This is a genomic window from Psychrobacter sp. 78a-MNA-CIBAN-0178 (assembly GCF_040309625.1).
GTDB lineage: Bacteria > Pseudomonadota > Gammaproteobacteria > Pseudomonadales > Moraxellaceae > Psychrobacter > Psychrobacter okhotskensis.
The window spans coordinates 74,870-96,401 of sequence record NZ_JBEOOZ010000004.1; the positions used below are offsets into that span (position 1 = coordinate 74,870).

At 45.5% G+C, this 21,532-nt stretch carries 11 protein-coding genes; 4 read left to right on the plus strand and 7 right to left on the minus strand.

What is annotated here, in order from left to right:
• Positions 1–31 precede the first annotated feature (31 nt).
• A complete protein-coding gene (locus tag AAEY80_RS04365; protein ID WP_227502406.1) occupies positions 32–1,129 on the plus strand; it encodes an aminoglycoside phosphotransferase family protein in 1,098 nt (365 codons plus the stop codon).
• Positions 1,130–1,203: 74 nt separating this feature from the next.
• Complete coding sequence (gene murU / locus AAEY80_RS04370) at positions 1,204–1,932, plus strand: N-acetylmuramate alpha-1-phosphate uridylyltransferase MurU (RefSeq protein WP_025650514.1); 729 nt, start codon at positions 1,204–1,206, stop codon at positions 1,930–1,932.
• A gap of 139 nt (positions 1,933–2,071) precedes the next feature.
• On the opposite strand, the gene AAEY80_RS14980 is transcribed toward murU, so the two are convergent.
• From AAEY80_RS14980 to AAEY80_RS04400, 7 genes are all read right to left on the minus strand, one after another.
• Positions 2,072–2,188, minus strand: coding sequence for a DUF2474 domain-containing protein (locus tag AAEY80_RS14980; protein WP_373299586.1), 117 nt, complete (start codon positions 2,186–2,188; stop codon positions 2,072–2,074).
• A 100-nt stretch (positions 2,189–2,288) separates the two neighbouring features.
• Positions 2,289–3,305: a cytochrome d ubiquinol oxidase subunit II gene (gene cydB, locus AAEY80_RS04375; RefSeq protein ID WP_025650513.1), complete on the minus strand. Its 1,017-nt coding sequence runs from the start codon at positions 3,303–3,305 to the stop codon at positions 2,289–2,291.
• Complete coding sequence (locus AAEY80_RS04380; RefSeq protein WP_025650512.1) at positions 3,305–4,798, minus strand: cytochrome ubiquinol oxidase subunit I; 1,494 nt, start codon at positions 4,796–4,798, stop codon at positions 3,305–3,307. Before AAEY80_RS04380 ends, cydB begins: the two co-directional genes overlap by 1 nt.
• A gap of 420 nt (positions 4,799–5,218) precedes the next feature.
• On the minus strand, positions 5,219–7,696 hold the full coding sequence (locus tag AAEY80_RS04385) for an esterase/lipase family protein (protein WP_101211700.1): 2,478 nt from the start codon (positions 7,694–7,696) through the stop codon (positions 5,219–5,221).
• 881 nt (positions 7,697–8,577) lie between these two features.
• A complete protein-coding gene (locus AAEY80_RS04390) occupies positions 8,578–9,819 on the minus strand; it encodes a tetratricopeptide repeat protein (RefSeq protein WP_350587938.1) in 1,242 nt (413 codons plus the stop codon).
• Between the two features lie 220 nt (positions 9,820–10,039).
• Complete coding sequence (gene coq7, locus AAEY80_RS04395) at positions 10,040–10,678, minus strand: 2-polyprenyl-3-methyl-6-methoxy-1,4-benzoquinone monooxygenase (RefSeq protein WP_025650509.1); 639 nt, start codon at positions 10,676–10,678, stop codon at positions 10,040–10,042.
• Between the two features lie 202 nt (positions 10,679–10,880).
• On the minus strand, positions 10,881–12,221 hold the full coding sequence (locus tag AAEY80_RS04400; protein WP_025650508.1) for an MFS transporter: 1,341 nt from the start codon (positions 12,219–12,221) through the stop codon (positions 10,881–10,883).
• Between the two features lie 462 nt (positions 12,222–12,683).
• Here AAEY80_RS04400 and AAEY80_RS04405 point away from each other — a divergent pair, with 462 nt between their 5' ends.
• Together AAEY80_RS04405 and AAEY80_RS04410 are read left to right on the plus strand one after the other, a co-directional pair.
• Positions 12,684–16,370, plus strand: coding sequence for an autotransporter assembly complex protein TamA (locus AAEY80_RS04405; protein WP_201631971.1), 3,687 nt, complete (start codon positions 12,684–12,686; stop codon positions 16,368–16,370).
• A 61-nt stretch (positions 16,371–16,431) separates the two neighbouring features.
• Positions 16,432–21,426 (plus strand): translocation/assembly module TamB domain-containing protein, encoded by a 4,995-nt coding sequence (locus AAEY80_RS04410; protein ID WP_101211703.1) that lies wholly within the window; start codon positions 16,432–16,434, stop codon positions 21,424–21,426.
• Positions 21,427–21,532 lie beyond the last annotated feature (106 nt).

Sequence of the window (21,532 nt, forward strand, 5' to 3'; positions counted from 1 at the left end):
TTAACCTGCGATGCCCTCTATGACTGATACCATGCCTTTAAATACCCCTCTGAATGCCACTCTGAACGATAGGAATAACCGCCAACAGCAGCTAGAGAATTGGTTGCAACAAGTGTTCATCGACCGAGAGTTTGTGCTCGACAGTTTGCCTGGTGACGCAAGTGCCCGCCAATATCACCGTATCCAATTGGTTGATAACGATGCTGACACTGCGCGTTATATTGTCATGGATTCTGCTGATGAGCAAGACGCCTTGCAGCAGTTTATTAATGTTGCGAAGCTAATGACACCCGCCATCAATGTGCCAACGCTGGTTGCGCAAGACGTGGCAAAAGGCTTTTTGGTGTTACAAGACTTTGGTACGATTGAGTTTGCCCATTTACTCGTCGAGGCGACGCCTGAACAGATCAACGATTATTATCAATTGGCCATGCAGACCTTGGTTTCCCTACAGACTGTGCCAGTAGAGACTGCCAGAGTGCAGCACCAATTGCCCGATTATGACACAGCATTACTGAACCGCGAGATGGATTTATTTAGCGATTGGTTTATCCCCTATATTGATGTAGAGCTGAATCAGGACTTATGGAATAACGTAAAAACGGTATTGATACAAGAGATTTTACAGCAGCCTGCAGTGATTGTGCATCGTGATTATCACAGCCGCAATCTTATGCAAGACCAAGCCGACCCCACGCGTTTGGGCGTGATAGATTTTCAAGATGCGGTGATCGGCTCTTACACTTATGATTTGGTGTCATTGTTGCGTGATGCTTATGTTGAGTGGTCAGAGCATCAAATATCTGACTGGATTCGTGACTTTTGGCAATTGCAGCAGCAAGCAGCGCTCACCACCGCCGATAGTGTTGAGCAGCTTGAAAATGATATGAATGTGATGGGCGTGCAGCGGCATCTCAAAGTATTAGGGATTTTTATCCGTTTGTCTAAGCGCGATGGTAAAGACCGTTATTTGGCTGATATTCCCAAAGTCATGCGAGATCTAGTACTTGAGCTAAATTGGCTTGCTGAGCATGGTAATGAATCGATGAAGCAAGCGCTACTGCCATTTAATCAATGGCTAAAAGACACGGTATTACCGGCTTATAAAGATAAGTTTGACTCGTTATAAAAAGGGCTAATAAGCTGCGTCTATCACTATCACTATCACTATCACTATCATTATAAATTGAATAAGGAGCGTGCATGTCTACCATTACGCAAGCAATGATTTTAGCTGCTGGCAAGGGAACGCGCTTGCGTCCGTTGACACTTGAGACGCCCAAACCATTAGTCGAGGTAGGCGGTCAGCCGCTGATTGTCTGGCATATTAAGGCACTGCAAGCAGCGGGGATTACTGATATTACGATTAATGCCTCGTGGCTTGCTGACAAGCTTATGGATACCTTGGGTGATGGTAGCGATTACGGGGTCAAGTTGCACTGGTCACGAGAAGATGACGAACCTTTAGAGACCGCTGGTGGAATTTTTCAAGCGTTACAAACAGGTAAGTTACAAGACGAGCCATTTATCTTAGTCAACTCCGATGTCTGGACGACGTATAATTTTGCTCAGTTGCAGGATTATGAGCTGGGTGCTGATCAACGGGCGCATCTATTGTTGATTGACAATCCAGAGCATAATAACGGTGGTGATTTTGCGCTCAATAATGGTCTGGCTAGTGAGCAGCCAATTGGTGATGCAGACAAATATACCTTTGCTGGTATTAGTGTAATGTCGCCACGATTGGTCGATGGGCTGGTAAGCGGGCAACCCGCTGCGCTAGCGCCTCTGCTTAAGCAAGCGATGCTTAAGTTCCAGATTACGGCGGAAGTTATTCGTGATAATTGGATAGACGTGGGTACACCTGAGCGCTTAACGCAGGTCAACGAATTTATTGACAGTCATGGCGTGGCTAACCACCGCGGTGCATAACTTTAGGGGATATTAATATTAATTAATAATTCTTTAATAGATCTTACTTCAATCAATCTTACTTTAACGAAGATCATAAAAAGCGCCGCATTGATTTACAATCAATGCGGCGCTTTTGTTTAGCGAAATAGGGCAGGTTTTACACGCCCATTGCCAACTTTATTAATTGGGCAATGGTAAAAATAACGGCAAATCCTGCTATATATAGACCAATGAACCATGCCCATTGTGATTGTTTTTTGCTGAGTTTTTTCATAATCGTCTCCCAGTGACGTATTAAGGCGCTAATGATCTTAAGCGTTCGCTACCAAGAATAGTAATAGTAGCGAAGGCTGATTCTCCTTAACATATAGCCGTTAATACATATGCTCGTGATCCGTTTTACCCTTAAATGTGTAATAGGCAAAAGCGGTATAACTCAAGATAATCGGCAACATAATACCCGCACCAATGAGCATAAAGGACAGCGATGTATCAGCAGCGGCCGCTTCATAGATAGTCATTTGGTACGGTACTATATAAGGGAACAACGCTGTACAGACGCCAATATAACCCATCAAGAACAGCGCAACGGTCATTAAGAAGGGGCGATATTCACGCTCAGTCCGTAAATCCTTACGCATGAAAAAGAATAGCAGCAGCACGATAACTGGCATTGGCGCTAGATATAACGCACCCGGCAAACTAAACCAACCCTCGAGGGCTTCGATATCTGAAAAATACATAAACACGGTAACGACAATCATCGCCAATACCAATGCCGATAATATCCAACCAGACACTTTACGTGCCCATACTTGCAGCTTGTGTTCGGTTTTAATGATTAACCACGTAGAGCCAAGCAAGGCATAACCGACTATCAGGGCAAAGCCGCAGACGATAGAGAAGGGGGTGAACCAGTCAAATGGACCACCAGTATACAGACGATTGCTCGCCTCTAAGCCTTGCACCAACGCCCCAAGCATAATACCCTGCGAGAATGTCGCCACTACTGAGCCGACGAAAAAGAACGTATCCCATACATGACGACGTGAAGAGGCTTTGAAACGGAACTCAAACGCCACTCCGCGCATAATAAGACCAAATAGCATGGCAGTCACAGGCAGGTATAAACCGGTCATGATGATGCCATAAGCCACTGGGAAAGCAGCGAACAAACCACCACCACCCAATACCAACCAAGTCTCATTACCATCCCAAAAGGGAGCAATAGAGTTCATCATACGGCTACGGTTTTTGTCTGAGCCGGCAAAGGGGAACAAAATACCACAGCCTAAGTCAAAACCATCCAACAGGACATAGATGAAGACGGATAGGGCAATTAATCCGCCCCAAATTAAAGGTAAATCTAATACATCACCGTAGTTAAACATTAGCGTAACCCTCCATCATCGACGTCATCGGCAGGTTTATCCAAATCTTCTACTTTCTCACTGACGTTACTATCACCACTTAACGTGCGACCTTGACCTTCAGTGATAGAATGCTCATAGAAGTTGTCATCTGCTGGATCTTCATAAGGTTGTGGACCTTTAGCAATCAGGCGTAAGATATAAAAACTGCCTGCACCAAATACAAAGACGTACAGCACAATAAATCCTATAAGTGTCGTTGCGACTTGCTGTGCTGCAACCGGTGACATGCTCTCAGCAGTACGAATCACCCCATATACTGTCCATGGCTGACGACCAGTTTCGGTCACAAACCAACCGGCGAGTATCGCGATAAAACCAAGCGGCGTCATCATCATCCACGCACGGTGGAACCATTTGCTTTCAGGATCGAATTGTTGTTTTTTAAAGTATTTATAAAGGCTAAATAGACCAACAAGCAGCATTAATGTACCGATAGCCACCATAACGCGGAATGACCAAAAGACGATAGGAACGTAGGGCCGATCTTCTGGCGCCCAGTTTTTAAGGCCTTTAACTTCGCCGTCTAATGAATGCGTTAAAATTAAGCCCGAGACATAAGGGATTTTAATTTCATAATGGTTTTTTTCTGCTTTTTGATCTGGAATACCGAATAAGACAAGCGGTGCACCGCGCTCATTTTCCCACAGACCTTCCATCGCTGCGACTTTAGCAGGTTGATGTTCTAGAGTATTTAGACCATGCATATCGCCAATAAATATTTGTGCTGGCGCAACAAAGATGGCCATGACCATCGCCATGCCGAGCATGACACGACCATGTTTGCGATGTTCAACATGCTTTTTGGATTGCAGATAATACGCACCGATACCACCGATAACGAAAGCTGTGGTCAAAAATGCCGCAGTCATCATATGCGCGTAACGGTAAGGGAATGAGGGGTTAAAGATAATTTCAAGCCAATTGGTTGGATAGAGCAAACCATCAGCACCGACCATAAAGCCCTGCGGCGTCTGCATAAAGCTGTTGGCAGCCAAAATCCAAAAACCAGATATTAGCGTACCAATAGCGACAATCGCTGTTGAAGCAAGGTGCATGCGTTTACTGACGCGACCCCAACCAAACAGCATAATGCCTAAGAACGACGCTTCTAAGAAAAAGGCGGTCAATACTTCGTAGGCAAGTAGTGGGCCTATGACGTTACCGGCTTTATCAGAAAATACGGCCCAGTTAGTACCGAATTGGTAAGACATTACCACGCCCGATACTACACCCATCCCAAACACTACGGCAAATATCTTGACCCAGTGCTTATAAACTTCGGCATAAATAGGCTCACCAGTTTTGAGCCAGCGGAACTCTAAGACCGTTAGAAAGCTGGCAAGACCGATGGAAAAAGCTGGAAAGACAATATGCCATGAGATAACAAAAGCAAATTGAATTCGCGCGAGCATCAGCGCATCAAGCTGGTCAATCATAAATGTAGCGAACATAAACGGTTACCTTTATCTGTTAGCTGAATAGCGCAGGCTTCCATGACACGCTTAAGTAGCTGTCCGTAAATCAGGATGATAAGTGTTACGGGCAATGGCTCAGTATTAGTTAGCAACCACTATCAATTTATCAAATGCGGCTGAGCTAATACTGTCTAGCTGAATGAAGTAATTTATATCCCTATAAATTAATATATTACTGTCATTTACAATGAATGTAGTATGCGCCACCCTAAGTACACACGCAAGTTACCTATGGGACTGGTCGCACACCTACCAGTCACCAAAACTTACTTGAAGAAATACCCTGTCGATAAATGAACATAGCCCAAAAGCATAGAGGGTGTTTAGTATTTATTATCAATACCATTTTTAAAATGAGGACACGCCCTAGTCAGTATCTTGTCAATTAGACGAGCCTCATTGCTGCAATTGTTGATGCAAAATCCGTCGCAGGGTCAACACGGTCTGCGGATTTTCTTGAATACTATGACCACCTGTGATGATGGTTTCTGAGGTGGCGCCTTCGAGATGGGCGCTGGTGTAAGGAACGATACCATCTGATAAGCGCTCGGTCAGTGCTTGGCTAATATCTTCATCGACAGTCACCGCAGCGACGAGGGGCTTATTGGTTGACTCAGATGCAGGTTTGGGGCCATCATTTGTGCGCGCACTCTCGCTGTTGTCTTCTAATATCTCTTGAGATAAGTCAATTCTTGCACCGCCGGGCTGCATTTGCGCCAAGCCTCTAGTGATGTCGGCATCATTGTTAGCGATGATCGAATGATAAGTAATGTCGTCATTGATCTTGATATCTTTGGTCAGCTGAATAAAAGACGATTTATCGCTTAACTGACTGGCACCGTTCTGTAGGTACAGTGCACCTAAAGGATTTTGTGCCAAATCCCCTTGAATGGCGAGAGTAGCCAAGTTATCAGTGAGGGTCTTTACCAAGCCAACCGGTAAATAAACGATGCGGCGTAGTGCTCGAGTAAACCAGCGATCAGCGTAGTCGGTACCTTGAAAGGGCGAGGATAAAAAGATAGCAGTGTCGACCTGTGGCAGCCTATGTAGCTCAAAACGGTTGCGCAGCTCATCATTAGCAAAGGCTTGTTTTAGCATCTCATCGACTTGGCGTTTACTGCTGTTTTCGAGCAAGTCTTTATCCTCTAAAGCGTCTAAGTTATTGGCAAGATTATCATCAGACAGCATCATGCGAGAGATGATACCGCCCATACTGTGACTGATAATGACGCTGTTTTTGCTAGCACGGTTGCCTCCTTGAGGATCGGTCTGCTGATAAGTGCTCTTGATCAGCTCCTGAATTTGATAGCGGTTCTCTAAAATAGGTAAATTGGTCGGATAAAAAACCTGCCACACTTGATAATTATCGCGCAACTTATCATCATTAAAAATATCGTTGGTCAAATTTACCCACGTGGCGGGGCTAGACGCCAAGCCATGCACCATAATGATGACCCGTTTATCAGGATCGTAAGGCTCTAGCATAAACAGTTTGGGTAAGCTGGCTTCTTTCTGGCGGGTGATTAGATTTAAGTAACCAACGCCATCGAGCTGGTTTTCTGCCAGCCATAGTCCATAACCGGCAGAGAAGTTCGCCGCCAGTGGATAGTTATCACCCAAGATAGTGGCGCTCTCGCTACGATGAGGGTTGTATAAGTGGATATCGAGCTGATGACTGCTGAGCGTATCCAGTATGCTATCGCCAGCGGGCTTAATTAGGCCCGTCATCAATAAATGACCCGTGGGGTAAATGCGTGAGCTGGGCGCACTATCATCCTTTTTGCCATCGACCGTGTCTTTATTCAGTCGTCCCGACAGCGATGAAACCAAGAGCTGACGCACAGTGGTGGTATAGCGATCATTCAGTGACGCGACTAAGCTAATCCCCAGTCCTGGGCGCTTACTGATTGAGTTAAGACCCGAGAGACGTAGATCATAAGTGGACACCAAATCGGCGAGCGCTGAGGTTTGCTTTTGCGCATTTTGAAGGTAGTTACTTTCGTTAGGCAGAAAAATATTGAGATCATAGCGGTCTACTTGTACCTTCATGACCTTGACTTGGTCAGTAGGCTTACCCTTTAAAGGTGCATGGTTTGCAATAGCACCTTGGCTGCCAGTATCGGGCACAGTGGTGCTCATCGGTAGATACTCTACTTTGGTATTGCCCATGAGTTTATTTGCGCCATCTACCGACTGATATAGCTGGGTAATGACGTCATTGCTGGCTGAGTTATAAATGTCTTGGGTTTGGATATCGATGTCAGTTGGAATGCGGTTTTTGGCCTGAGCTTGGCTTTTTGCTTTATCTGCCCCTTCAAAATCATGCGCTAAACTGTCATAAAACAGATAGGTATAGCTGAACTTAATGGCATCGAATAGTCGACCTTGATAACTAATCAAGCAGGCATCTGTATTTTTCTGCTGCTCTTTAGCCTCATCATCGCTCAGAGGTGCATTGGCATAATAAGGATCAAGCGGCGGACGGGCGAGCGTATTCTGACACTCTTTAGACTCGGCAAGCTGGCGAGCTTTGGCGTAATGTAACTCGGCAAAAACGGACAGCGCTGGACGATAATGTTCATTAAGCATACTGTCAGTAAGCTGCGTCAAGCACAAGTCAAACTGCTGAAAACAGGCCTGCTCATTAAGTCCTGCTGACAATAAAGCCGATGCTGTGTCGCTACTGAGCTCATCGTCTGTGACGATATTGCCACGCTGTGCAGAAATGGTCTTTGCTGAGGCTTGTTGTGTCACAGAAACTGTACTACAGGCAGGTAGTAGCGCCACGGCTGTTATTAGCCCTAATAGAATGACAGGCTTTGTTTTTTTAATAGCGTGTGTGGCCGGATTGCTGACAGAGCGAGCGAAAGTCATAGGGGATTCCAGTAAATAATAGTCAAGCCTATAAGATAGATATAGTGAGTGAAACATAATATCGAACCATTATGCACTGTTGATATCCATTTTTCTTGCTTGCTGTGCCTACGCAGACAGAGGCCACCAGACAGAGCCTATAAAAAATTGATATCAGCAATACCGTCGTGCTTTTAGAATATATTGACTATAAGTAGTCAGTATAACAGGATGAGTGTAGCGTAACTTTTTGGATTTCACTAGGGCGTGTTGAACATTCATAAATGAACACTGCTGATCGCTAAAATTGTTCCAGACACGGCGCAAGTCGAAGATTATGTTGATATCTTAGCTAGACTTGCAACACAGTATGGGGCAATTTTAGCATCAGCCTAAAAGGACAGGACTATTTTTTGCTGATTCTTTGATAAAAAGAGGCGCTTAGAATGACTAAACTTACTATTTTTATCTTTGAATCGCCTAAAAAACAGTCTCTGTCAGTGCCATGATCGAATGTTCAACACGCCCTATTATATTTGAAACTTCACAGTCAAATGCCGTCGCTAATGGACAAGATAAAATAAGCGTAATGGGGTATCAAACTTTTAACCTAAAATGAGGACACGCCCTAGATTATCGAACAGATTTGGGGCTAAGGGGATATTGATAGTGAATGGCAGTGATTGATAGGGAGCGACAATCATTGGCAACGACTTTGGCGAAGTTAATTAAATAAGACTGGCTGAACGAGAAATCATCTGCAAAAAAAGCCTTCTTTTCCTATTGATACTAAACCAATATAAAAAGAAGGCACTATATGCTTTACTCTCAAATCATTTTTTAATAAGTCAATAATAACACTATAAGTCACTATTACTAATGAATAATGTTTACAACTGAGTTTATGCCCCTGGTTTTACATCGATGTCAGGTGCTGGGATATCCCAAATATAAAACTTACCATCTTCAACGAGCTTAATTTGTTGACGAATAACGGTATTATTAGGCACTTGTTGCTCAAGACGACGCAAACGTTCTAGAGCGTTGTCGCGGCGATCGCTCAATAAATCTGACTGCGCCAAGCTTTGTTCTGCTTCGGTATAGCCCAATGAGACGGCTCGGTCTAGATATTTTTGACCTTCTTTAAAGCCGCCACCTTCTGACAGCATCATGCCGTATAAGAAGTTGGCTTCACCACTGTCAGGTTTGATTTTGATAGCACGGTCGACATATTTGCCGCCACGTACCGTATAGTCTGAACCTAAATCTAAGTTACGACCCATACCATTGAGCTTAGCCGCTCGAATCAGCACGTCATAAGAGGCGTTTGGCGATTGGGCATAAGGCTCAATCCATTCAGTCAATACTTTGATTTTTTCACGAGTATAGTGACGTTGTGAGCGGTTAGGGAAGTTCGGTGGATAGTGACGGGCGTTAGGAGAGACATCTTCGATAAAGTCATCTAGCAAGCTAACGTCGAGCTTATCAGTACCCAAGCCTTGCTGCTGTGGAACTAAGACCGTCGGTACAAAGCTAACGCTTGAAAGTTGTACTTGCGGTGTTGGGATATTGGGCAACTGACCACCACGAAGATCAATGCCAGTAGCAGTCATTGGACCACGCTCATATACCCTAGTAGTACCTGTTAGCTCTGCGGTGTCAGGTATTTTAGTTGTCGCTTGCACTTGCACTTGCGCGCTCGCAGCATTAACTGCTGCTTGTGCTTGTGCTTGTGCTTGTGCTCGCTCTCGCACAGTATTGGCTTGTGCAGTTGATTGTGCTGGCTCTTGTGCCTGTGTAGTATTAGATGGCATGTTGTTTTGTTGCGAGCTGCTTTGCTGAATGCTGTTTGGCGGAACGCTATTTGTTGTTGCCATATTTGCCGCTGCGTCGGTTTGAGCCGTATTGGCAGTAGCAGTAGCGTTTGGTTTAGCGAGACGAATGACACGTCTGCTTGAATCCATGGCACTAGGGACAGCAGGGTTCGTAGCAGTGGTGCTAGCGTTAGCGCTGCTATCCGCTTCGGCAGCGTTGACAGGGGCAGACAACATCAGTGCACAGGCAGCGGCTAATGCGGTTAGGGTCGCAAATGTAGGCGCTTTGGTAGCATTGCTAGACAAGCTGGATTGGTTGATGGCTTTCATAAAAGTCGTTACCTTGTTTATTAAGTCGTTATTTACAATCGATTGATAGTTGTTTTGTATTATCGACGCTATTTTGTATGCTTAGAAATTTTTTATATTATTGAAGCAAAATCGAACAAATTTTTAATACCCTAGCAAATTAAGCTCAATGCTATCAGTAGTAGGATTGTTAAATTACCTGATTCAATAAACCCGATGAGAGGCGCTACTCGCTATTCATTTATAGATGATAAGCCGTGGCTTTCATCCGATTGGCCATCCAGCGCATGGTCTGACGCACCGGTGGTGAAAGAGCTGCGCCGCCACTTGCTAGCGCCAGCTCGCGATGGTGACATTCTTCAATATCCATTTGTGCCAGTATTTCTCTTGAGCGTTGATCATGCACGGGTAATTGTCCAATGTGATCTTGCAGATGCTCGCTGACTTGTGCTTCGGTTTCAGCGACAAATCCCAAACTAAACTCGTTAGAGATAGCCCCTGCGACCGCGCCAAGACCGAAAGACATGCCATACCACAATGGGGTGAATAGGCTAGCATGACTGCCCAATTCCTTTAACCGTGTTTCGCACCACACCAGATGATCGACTTCTTCTTCGGCTGAATGCTGCATGGCTTGTTTGACGCCAGTGTCTTTAGCGGTAAAGGCTTGACCATGATACAGGCCTTGCGCACATACTTCACCAGTATGATTGATGCGCATCAATCCTGCCACGTGACGCGCTTCGGTAATGGTCAGCTCAGGAATCTCGTCATTACTGACGGGCAATGGGCGAGTACTGGGATTAGAATGCGGAACAACCGCTCGCAGTGCCTTGTCAACCCCAAGTAATAGCTGGTCAATTTTGGATAAAGGACGCAGGGCCATGATTCACTCCTGATGGCTTTAATTGTTATCAAAAAACTTCTTATTAAGATATTGCTGATATTTGCTTTTTAAAGCAGCAATATTCTGTTCATGCACATTACTATAGCAAACAATATAAATTATCGGCACCACTATTATCGGCTGCATGATTTAGTGAACACCAACGCTACTCATAATCGCTAGATCTTCTAGGCATTTAGTCTTGTCGGCTAAGCTCGTCATCATTAGTATGTATGACCGCATGCTGCACGTGTTTATTAAGCTTAATATATAAAAACGCGCCAAAAGCAATGTTTAGCACACCCGTAACCAAAAATAATTGCGGTAGCGTCAATCCTAAGGTGTTGAGCACCACAATCGCAAAAATCGCTGAGCTGACCATAAATATGGCATTAAAAATATTGTTGGCACCGACGATACGCGCGCGATGACTTTTGGGCGCATAAGCCTGCATAGACGCATATAAAGGCACGATATATAAACCGCCACTAAAGCCTAAAAAGAACAAGTCGGCAAATACGCGCCAACTGCCGCTCATACCAAACAAATCACTAATGCCTAATAATGTTTCAGTATTAACGTCTATGTTGAGACCTGACAAGGAAAAATACAAATCAATAGCAAAAATACTTAAACCAGCAATACCAAAGGGCAGTAAGCGTAAACTGACTTGGTTTTTGGTCAAGGTTTTACATAACAAAGACCCAATCGACACGCCAACAGAAAATAGCGTTAATAGGAAAATAACCACCGACTCATCGCCATGCAAAATGACCTTGCTGAATTCTGGTGTTTGTGTCAAAAACGTCGCACCATAAAACCAAAACCAGCTGTTGCCAAGAATGACGAAGAATAAAAACGGCAGCGAGTATAAGTAGCGTACTGTCGACCAACTGGTGGTAAAAATATTCCAATTAATTTTGAGCGTCGGCTGCATGGCTGGCATGGTAGGGATATAACGAGCCGCCAAATAACCCAAGACAGCGACCGCCAATACAGTGGCACTAATCCAATACAGCGACTGTGATAGCTGGGTCAAGACACCGGCGATAATCATACCAAGGAGGATGGCTAGCGACGTGCCCATCTGAAACAGACCGTTGGCACCGACGAGCTCATCTTCCTTCATCGCTTGCGGTAAATAAGCGTATTTAATCGGTCCAAAAAAGGTCGAATGCGTGCCCATCAAAAACAATGCCACAAACAACAAGCCGTACCATTCAAAAACAAAGCCGACGGCGGCAATCGCCATAATCACCAGCTCAAGCACCTTAATAAAGCGCGTGAGCTTTGATTTTTCAAACTTATCGGCAATTTGTCCCGCCAGTGCCGAAAATAGGAAGTAGGGCAATATAAATAGCATTGCCGCTAAGTTATTTAAGATACTGACTTCCATCCCCAACTGACTGGCAGCGGTATAAGTCAGTACTAATATGAGTGCTTGTTTAAAAATATTGTCATTAAACGCCCCCAAAAACTGGGTAAAAAACATGGCGCTAAAACGGCGGCGCTTAAATAACTGAAACTGATTGGCCATGAAAATTCCTACAGATGGATCGCGGCTGATAGATGAGAGGTAAGGGCTGAGCACAGCATTCGGGTGCCATTAATTATCAACAGTATCAAAAACTTATCGAAATATAGCATAGGTTTTATCAATATTAAGCCGTATAATAGCAAGGCTTTGGCAAAAATACATGCGTCCGAAGTTATGATTTCATAATTAACTAAGTTATGATTTGTAAATTTTACATGGTTGTCTTTTGAAAAGTTACTTTTTGAAAATTTGAGCGAGATTAAAGCCTCGGTATCATTCAAAGTTACCTATCTTATGTCAGTAAGTTCAGATGAGATAGGCTCAGCGCTAAAACCAGCACTAAAAAAGTACGGTCGCCATAGAAAATCTCAGTTAACTGCTCTACGTTTATTCACCGGTAAAACCTGGCGACTGCTATCGTCATTCCCTTGTGCCGCGTGAGGTGATAGGAAATAAGTATACATGGAACATCAGCCTTCAACTCTAGCGCGCCACTTGTCGGTTACGCAGCACAAAGCCTCAAACACTCATGCTGGTAATCGTGCCAGCGCTGCTACCAATACTGTTAAATGTGCCGTGATGGATGATTTGCAGCAGACTGCGCCGCGTATTCATTTTACGCGCTCAGCGCTTTTTAGTGCCTTGGCGAGCAGCTTGGTAGGTTTTGGTATCGCACCTGCGGCATTGGCTGACACCACGACCAATGCCAATACGAACAGTCAAATTATTGATAGTCAGAACCTTAATAGTCAGAACCGTGATACGCAAAATACAGCCAACCAACCATTTTTCAATACTGTAACGCCACCGCAACCGCCAACCCCTAAACCCCCTCGCACAGACCCTCAGTTCTCCTCTACTGAGGATACACAGCTTGATATCGCCTTAGATGCCTTGCGCCTAAAGAAAGCAGTGGAACAAGGCATCATCGATAAGTCAGTATTGGATGACTATAGCGAACAAAACCTAGGTATTAAGCAGTCTGGTACTAAAGAAAAAGACCTGCAAAATTCGCCATCTCAAAGAGTAAATGGCAATGCCAACGCTCAGCAAGATGATGATAATGTCGATGATGCCAGTGATTTGGATAACGACCTTTATGATGTAGGCGAGTTGAGTGACGCACAGGCGAATGTGGCAAATAAAGATTTGGAGCAGCAAGCGGCGACAGTGCAACAGCAGGGCTATCAGATGATGACGCCTGATGAGATTGATCGCGAGCTGGCAGCGCTGGATAGACAGAATGCGCAAGACATTGACAGCATTAATAATGGTAACGACGTTAACAACACCAATGTCAGTAACATGAATGGCATCAGTAATAACGACCGCGACTTTGATGCGCCTATCGCGACTTTAAATGATACCACCCCGCCTATTGGCTTAGACGTGAGTCTTGATGCGACCAATTTGCCAGCACCGAGCAATCTCGATACGCTGGGCAAAAGCGAGACAGCGGCTGAACAGGCTGAGACTGCTGAAATCATGGCACGGCCAATTAATGTCAGCGATGCTGTCAGTAGTGGAAGCGCTGATAACGACGATGATAGTATGATCGATGATGAGAGGTCAGTAAGTGCAGGCAATGTGACAGGAGGAGAGGGCACGCAGTCAGATATTATCAATCCAGAAGATTATTTGCCTGATTATCAGTCCGAAACCCAAGCCGTCAATCAAAGTATCGAGCAAGCCAAAAAGCCAAAAACCATGGCTCGTAACAAAACCAATATCGTTAAGCGACTCTACAATCGATTTTTTAATGACGGTGCTCAAGCGTTACCGCACGTCGAGACGACGGTTTACTTGCAGCAAGTTGCCGCTGACGATGCGACTAATACGCCGCAAAAACTCATCGAAGCAGACGAAGACACGCAACCGATTAAAAACATCAAAGCTGCGCTTGATGACACCACTGTCCAATCTGTCGTTGACTTTACCGCAGCCTTACCGCGTCTGCGCCAAACTGCACAAGATGCCGCACAAGCTGTTGGTTATTATGATGTGACCATGCGCTTACGTCAGCCTTATAGTGACGTCATTGAGGTTGTCATTGAAGATCTAGGTGAGCCGGTCATTGTCGACAGTCGTATTATCGAAATTCGCGGTGAAGGTCGCGAGCAAGAAGAATACCAAGCGTTGGAAAAAGAGCTACCACCGCAAGAAGGCGATGTATTCAATCATCGCGTTTACAAAAACAGTAAAGCGGCGCTAGAGTCACTCAGCAACACTTATGGTTATTTTGACCAGTATTGGCTGAACAAATCAGTCGATATCATTTTGCCAGACAATACCGCCGATGTATCGCTGGTTTATAATACTGGTGACCGCTACGAGTACGACGAAGTGGTGTTCTTTACTTATGATGCAGCGACCAATACGTTGACCCGCGACCCTGATAAGCTACCTGTCGAATTGTCATTGTTGCAGCAGTTGTTTGACTTCAAACCCGGCGAGCCGTTCTATCGCCCTGATGTTACTAAGTTTAGTAACGACTTATCAGCGACACGTTATTTTAATACTGTCAATGTCGAGTCTATTTTGCCACCCAATGACAGCAGTGAAAACAGTACCTTAGCGTTCGATAATGCGCCTGGCAATGCGGCTGGTAATACTGGCAACGACGATGTTGACAGTGAGGTCAATGCTTCAGAAATTATTGATGATGTAGCCGCAGCAAATAATGGGGCAGAAAGTAGCAGTAATACGAATGGCACTGTTCAAAATGGTACTGTTCAAAATGGTACTGTTCAAAATGACACTGCGCAAAACAGTGATGCAGCAAATAGTAGCGATGGCGATGCTAATAGTGGCAATAGTGGGGAGAAAGTTAATCCCGCAGATATCGCTGCCATCGAATTTGAAGCAGATGAGCAAACACTGGATAAACTCCAAGCCATCAAACAAAAAGCCAATCGCTTAAGCCGCTTGCCAGATGATCGGGTATTAGACGAAAAAGACCAAGAGACCGACACGATTTTAGGTAAAATCAGTGACTCTATCAGCAACGTGGCACAAAAAATCTTCCCAGATGAAAAGAGTATTCTTGCGGATGAAAACTTTGTACCACCGACGCTGGCAGGACGTAAAACGCCGCAACAAGTGCAAGAGAGTAAAAAAGTCCCACTATATGTCTTTGTCTCTTCCAGTAAGCCACGCGACGCCCAAGTAGGTATTGGTTATGGTACCGATACCGGCGTACGCGCCACAGCTAAGATAGATTACAACCTGCTCAATCGTCAAGGCTATCAAGCTGGCGCAGAAACGGAGGTTTCTAGAATTACTAAGAATGTCTCGGTCTATGGCAGCCGGCCGTGGAAGCATCCGCTTAATGATAAGCTAGATGCGCGCCTCACCTATGAAGAGGAGGTCATCGATCAAGGCAAAGGCAACTTTGATTTGTCTACCCGAACGCTAAAAGCTTCATTGGCACGTAATATTCGCCGTGACAGTGGCTGGAATCGTAGCTACTCTGTACGTTATCGCTTAGACGAGCTAGAGACAGGGGTTGATGAGGCGGACTTAGAAGATCTGCCGATACGCTTTACGTCTTCTAGACCAAAGCAACAAGCGCTGTTATTGGGCTATGGTATCAATAAAACGGACGTGGATAGTGCGACCAATCCGACTCGTGGTATCCGTCAGTATTACTCTGTAGAAGCAGGCGCTGAAAAGGCGTTGAGCGATACAGATTTAGCGATTGTACGGGCGGGTGTCAGCGGTATTTATAGTTTTGGCGACGACAAAAAGCACCAAGTACTTGGTAGTCTCAATGCAGGCTATATTTGGGCCGATGATTTCTATGAAGTGCCTTATAAGCTGCGCTTCTTTGCGGGCGGTGATCAAAGTATTCGTGGTTATGATTATGAGAGCTTATCGCCTATCGACAATGGCTATCTGACTGGTGGGCAAGTGCTCGCCGTCGGTAGTGCGGAATATAACTATGAGTTTAAACCTGGCTTTCGCGCCGCCGTTTTTACCGACGTGGGTAATGCCTATGACAAAAACTTCGAGACTGATACAAAGGTCGGCGTTGGTGTTGGTATTCGCTGGGCATCACCTGTTGGTGTGGTGCGGGTCGATGTTGCCGCTGGTGTCACAGAAGAAAGTGTTCCTGTCAGGTTGAGTTTCTTTATCGGATCGCCTTTATAAGAGCCTCGTCAATCGTTTTTAGCGATTGTTGGCAATCATTTTTTTAACGTAGTTGAGTGTGATGTTGACCAAAAATACCCCGCCTAATAATTCACCGGATGAAGATCCGGCGCAACGTGATGCCCGTGCTGTAAGGCGTTGGTATCCGCTGTCTTTTTTGCTCAAGCTACTGGTACTCATGCTCATCGTACTGGCGATTATGTTCGCCATCTTTTTTTATGCGGCTGGTACTGAATCAGGCACCAAGTTCTTATTAGAAAAGATTAGCGCTGAGACGGGTATTAAGTTTAAATATGGGCGCGGTAATTTGCGTGATGGTCTGTTGGTCACAGATATCGATATCGAGGCGACCGAAGACCTTGAGATCTTGGTAGACCAAGCTTATGTCAAAATAGGCTGGCGTGCGGTATTTGCTAAAGAAGTCCATCTGCGCGATGCCGACATTCAGCGTATTGAGATTATCAATAAAAAACCGCCAACAGGTGAGCCATTTGATTATAAAACGCTCAAGCTACCGGTGAATCTGCGTTTTGATCAAGCCAAAATAAAAACGATTGTCTATAAACAAGTGACCAAAGATCCTATTGTCATTCATGATATCAGCGCTCGTGATTTGACGTGGGTTGGCAGCATGGTCACGGTAGGTCGCGGCAATTTACAGTATGCAGATATCGTCAAGGTTAGTGCTTTGCAAGGTGAGATTGATTTGCAAGGTGACTATCCGTTGGACTTAAGTGCTATTGCTGAGGTCAGTGCCTTAGAAAAAGCCTACATTGATCCCCTTAATATTACCGCTACCGGCAGCTTAAAACGTACCGTTGGTAAGGTGCGTAGCCGCTACAATGATAACGATGTCAGCGGTGATTTTGTAGTGCAAGGACTCGATAAGGATTCACCGTTTCAGGCAAAACTGCAATGGGACGACATTCTGATTCCTTATGCCGAAAGCCAAGCCATTCGCCTAAAAAGCGGCACAGCCACTGCCTCAGGGGTCATCTCTGAGATACGTTTGCGTATCAATACTGAGCTGACTGCCAAAGATATTCCTTCAGGGCATTATCAAGGGCGGGCAGTGATTGCCAATAGTCAACTGCGCATTGATCGTTTGGATGCTCAGGTTCCAGCTGGAAACCTAATATTACAAGGTATTTTAGACTGGAAAAATAGCTTCGATGCAAAGGTGCGCGCGACTGGTAGCAATTTTGACATTCGCCGCGCGATTCCTGACGACTATGCTGATTTTAAAGCCTACGCTCCGCAAAAACTCAACGGTCGATTGTCGCTACATTATCAACAAAAAAACAGTGCAGGTAACTTAGAGATTGACGCGGATCTACGTCAGCGTGATGGCGAACATGTTAATGCCAATATTGCACGTGGTAAAACCTCTGCGAAGGTTAAACAGGTAGCGCCTTGGTATATCGATGCCACTTGGCAAAATCTGATCCGTCGTAATGTCCCGAATATCGGTAATATCGATAGTCCTAGTGGTCAAGCTGATGTCATCGTGCGCGGTTCGACCCTCTCTGTCGATGCCAATGCAGTCATCAATGAGCTTAATGCTGCTCCCAAAGGCAACTATGATGTGCGCGTCCGCAAAGCTGGCAATGTCATTGACATCAATCGTCTCAAATATAATGGTATCGTCGGTGATTTATCAGGTACTGGACAGATTCAACTGGCGACCAAGAAGCGCCCATTAACGTGGCAAATTGATGCCCGTACTAATGGTTTATTACCCAAAAAGTATCGTAGTGATCTACCGCTTGAGCGTCTAACGGGCAGTATTAGTGCCAGTGGCCGCTTAGTGAATATCAGCAAAAGCGGGGTTAAAGGTCAGCGTCATATTATTAATTTAAACAATACCGATTTGCAGGCGCAGCTTGATGCCACGCAAGACGGCCGTGCTATCGGCATCACTGGTGGCGGTGATGCCAAAGTTGACATCGTTGGCGGCGAGCTTTCTATGTTCGATGCGCGTTTTGATGGTCAGGTCGATACGGCGGATGTGCCAAAGGGTCGTCTGTCTATCAATGCGGCTGGCACGCCAAGGCTGATCAGTATTCGTAAGCTCAATTATAAGGGTGAGGCTGGCGCAGTGAATGCGAAGGGTGTCATCGATTTGCGAAAAAATATTGGTTGGACAGTGGATGGTCGCTTTGATGACTTCAACTTGGGTTATTTTTTACCCAACAATCCGGCCATTATTACTGGTGATTTAAAAACCAGTGGCGAGTGGCAAACAGCACCAAAAAACAAAGCGAATGCCAAGGGTAAGCTAAATAGATTTGCAGTAAATTTTGACGGTGTATTAGATGCCGAGCAATTACCAGCAGGCAAACTGACTATCGATGCCAGTGGCGATGCCCAGCTCATCCGTATCAAACGCTTCCGTCATGTCGGCGCTGCAGGTAGTATCGATGCCAGCGGCACCGTCGATGTGCGTCAAGGTATCGCTTGGGATATCAAAGCGGTAATGAATCGCTTTAATTTGGGTTACTTCCTCAAAAGTACGCCAAGCGCTATCACCGGTACTATCGATACTGATGGTCGCTGGAGTGACGCTCAGCAAACCATTAATATCAAGCAGATCAACTTGACTGGCATGTTAAAAGGTCAGCCGCTCAGTGCCAAAGGCAGCTTAGCCGCAAAAATGCGACTGCCAAAAGACTTGGCGAGCTATTTTAAACGTTTACAAAAGCAAGATGCACAGGCGCAATATAAGCAAGTGAACGCCTTAATCGAGAGTTTAAATGCCAATAACCTCGTCTTACGCTGGGGCGATAACTACATCACTGCCAATGGCAATGCCAAGCAATTACAAGCCAAGATTAATATCACCAGTCTCGATCAGCTCTCTAGTAAGCTGACCGGCAAAGTGACTGGCGGTGCGACCTTATCGCAGCCTGCGGGACAAGCGTTACCCACTATCTATATTGATTTGGTCGGTGAGCGACTTGCGCTGCCGGGCTTTATCTTGCGTCAAGGTCGTATTCGCGGCAAAATCGTGAATTTAGCAAACAGCCCAAGTCAGCTTATTATCAGTGCTGAAGGCTTAGATGCTGGCGGGCAAAGCTTCAAAAGCGTTAATGCGTCTTTTAATGGTACTGAGCAGGCACATGTGGTCGATCTCAATGTCGCTAACGAGCAGCTCGATATTGCAGCAAGACTCAAAGGTGGTTTTAATCGTAATACACTCAGTTGGTCTGGGGTGATTGGTAAAGGTCGTGTTAAGTCCAGATATGCCACCTTGAACCAGTTGCAGCCAGCGCAGTTGATTGTCAATTTGCCTAATAAGCAAAACGGCAGTGACCGCGAGCTTAAGGTGCAACTTGCCGCGCATTGCTGGCAGGCGGCCGATCAAACCGGCAAGCTGTGTTTACGTGAAAACCTAATCGCTTCACCGTCTGGTGGTCAGGTCGATTTGGCATTGCAAAAGCTAGACGCCTCGCTATTTTCAGTGTTTTTACCCAAAGATATTGATTGGCAAGGGCAGATTAATGGTAAGGCGATTGTCGGCTGGCAACGTGGTCGTCCACCGACTATCAATACCACTTTATATTCTGATAATGGCAAAATCGGCTTGCTTCAAGATGGTGACAGCGCTCCTGTAAGCTTGTCATACAAGCGTGTGTCACTGATTGCCTTGTCAGTACCTGAAGGTCTTAAATTACGGACAGATATCAATACTGGTCGCGGCGCGCGCGGTTACGCGGAAGTCATCGTCGATCCTTATAAAAACCCCAAACCCATTTCGGGCGCATTAGTGCTCAATGAGCTTAATTTAGCGATTTTTAAACCTTTCTTCCCCGGTATGCGTGTGCTTGAAGGCAATATCACTATGGCGGGCGGACTTGGTGGCACGCTAGAAAAACCACAGTTCTATGGTGATGTGAAATTGGCCAACGGTCGTATCGCGATGCTTGACTTGCCAGTCAATTTAAGAAAAGTTAATGTCGATGCCAAGATTCGTGGCACGCAAGCAACTATCGACGGCACCTTTAATAGTGGTACGGGCAGCGGCACGCTAACGGGAACAGTAAACTGGCAGCAAAAACTACAAGCCAAATTGAGTGTCGTTGGTGAGCGCTTAGTATTGACTCAGCCACCCTTGCTATTGGCTGAGATTAATCCTGATATCGATATTATCGTGCGTCCTGGCGACCGTTACGTCAACATTACAGGAGCCATCAGCGTGCCATCAGCGACCATTCGTCCGCCAGAGGCTAGTGAAGACATCATTACGCAAACAGAAGATGCGGTCGTCCTAGATCGTCGTCTCATTGGTAATATCGACGAAGTCTTAGCTATCTCAAAACCGTGGTCGATCAATGCTGATATCGGTGTTGATTTGGGTGATGACATTAACTTCCGTGGCTTTGGAGCGGTTATTCCGTTGGCAGGTGCGATTAATATCACTCAAAACGGCACGGGCATTATGCGTGCCACAGGGGTGGTGCAAGTATCACGTCGTACCAATATCAATGCTTTCGGTCAGAGTCTAGAGCTTAACTATGGGCAGGTGCGCTTCAATGGGGATGTGATGAAGCCTAACCTGAGTATTGAAGCTGTCAAAGTCATTAGCGGAAAAACAGTCGGCGTGCGCGTCAAAGGCAGTACTGAGAGTCCAAACATTATCGTCTTTAATAATGCTGGTCTGACCCAACAGCAAGCAATGAATGCGTTGGTCACTGGTCGTATCGATAATAAGAGCGCCACGCAAATCAGTGAGCAGGGATTTAAGTCGCAAGTGACGAATAACTTAGCGGCCGCTGGGCTGAGCTTCGGGCTGAGCGGTACACGCAACTTAACCAACCAGATTGGTCAAGCCTTTGGTCTACAAAGCTTGACTGTTGATGCCTCTGGCGGGAGTGAAGACACTAACGTCAATGTCACCGGTTACGTGACCCCTGACTTATACATTCGCTACGGGGTAGGTGTCTTTAATGCGCAGAACAGCCTATCTGTTCGTTACCAGTTGACCCGTCGAATTTATGTCGAGGCAACGTCGGCGGCAGAAAACGCGGTTGATGTGGTTTATAGTTGGCAATTTTAGAAGGCAATTTTGGATAATACTGTTATCAGCTAATGGTTGATTTATTAACTCTAATATTGCCCAAATAGTATTTACTGTACTTTAATCAACTGTACTTTAATCAATA

Excerpts from the sequence above, each read along its gene's own strand:
- murU (WP_025650514.1), top strand. The coding sequence starts at position 1,204 with ATGTCTACCATTACGCAAGCAATGATTTTAGCTGCTGGCAAGGGAACG.
- AAEY80_RS04405 (WP_201631971.1), top strand. The coding sequence starts at position 12,684 with ATGGAACATCAGCCTTCAACTCTAGCGCGCCACTTGTCGGTTACGCAG.
- AAEY80_RS04385 (WP_101211700.1), bottom strand. The coding sequence starts at position 7,696 with ATGACTTTCGCTCGCTCTGTCAGCAATCCGGCCACACACGCTATTAAA.
- AAEY80_RS04380 (WP_025650512.1), bottom strand. The coding sequence starts at position 4,798 with ATGTTCGCTACATTTATGATTGACCAGCTTGATGCGCTGATGCTCGCG.
- AAEY80_RS04400 (WP_025650508.1), bottom strand. The coding sequence starts at position 12,221 with ATGGCCAATCAGTTTCAGTTATTTAAGCGCCGCCGTTTTAGCGCCATG.
- AAEY80_RS14980 (WP_373299586.1), bottom strand. The coding sequence starts at position 2,188 with ATGAAAAAACTCAGCAAAAAACAATCACAATGGGCATGGTTCATTGGT.
- AAEY80_RS04410 (WP_101211703.1), top strand. The coding sequence starts at position 16,432 with ATGTTGACCAAAAATACCCCGCCTAATAATTCACCGGATGAAGATCCG.
- AAEY80_RS04390 (WP_350587938.1), bottom strand. The coding sequence starts at position 9,819 with ATGAAAGCCATCAACCAATCCAGCTTGTCTAGCAATGCTACCAAAGCG.
- cydB (WP_025650513.1), bottom strand. The coding sequence starts at position 3,305 with ATGTTTAACTACGGTGATGTATTAGATTTACCTTTAATTTGGGGCGGA.
- AAEY80_RS04365 (WP_227502406.1), top strand. The coding sequence starts at position 32 with ATGCCTTTAAATACCCCTCTGAATGCCACTCTGAACGATAGGAATAAC.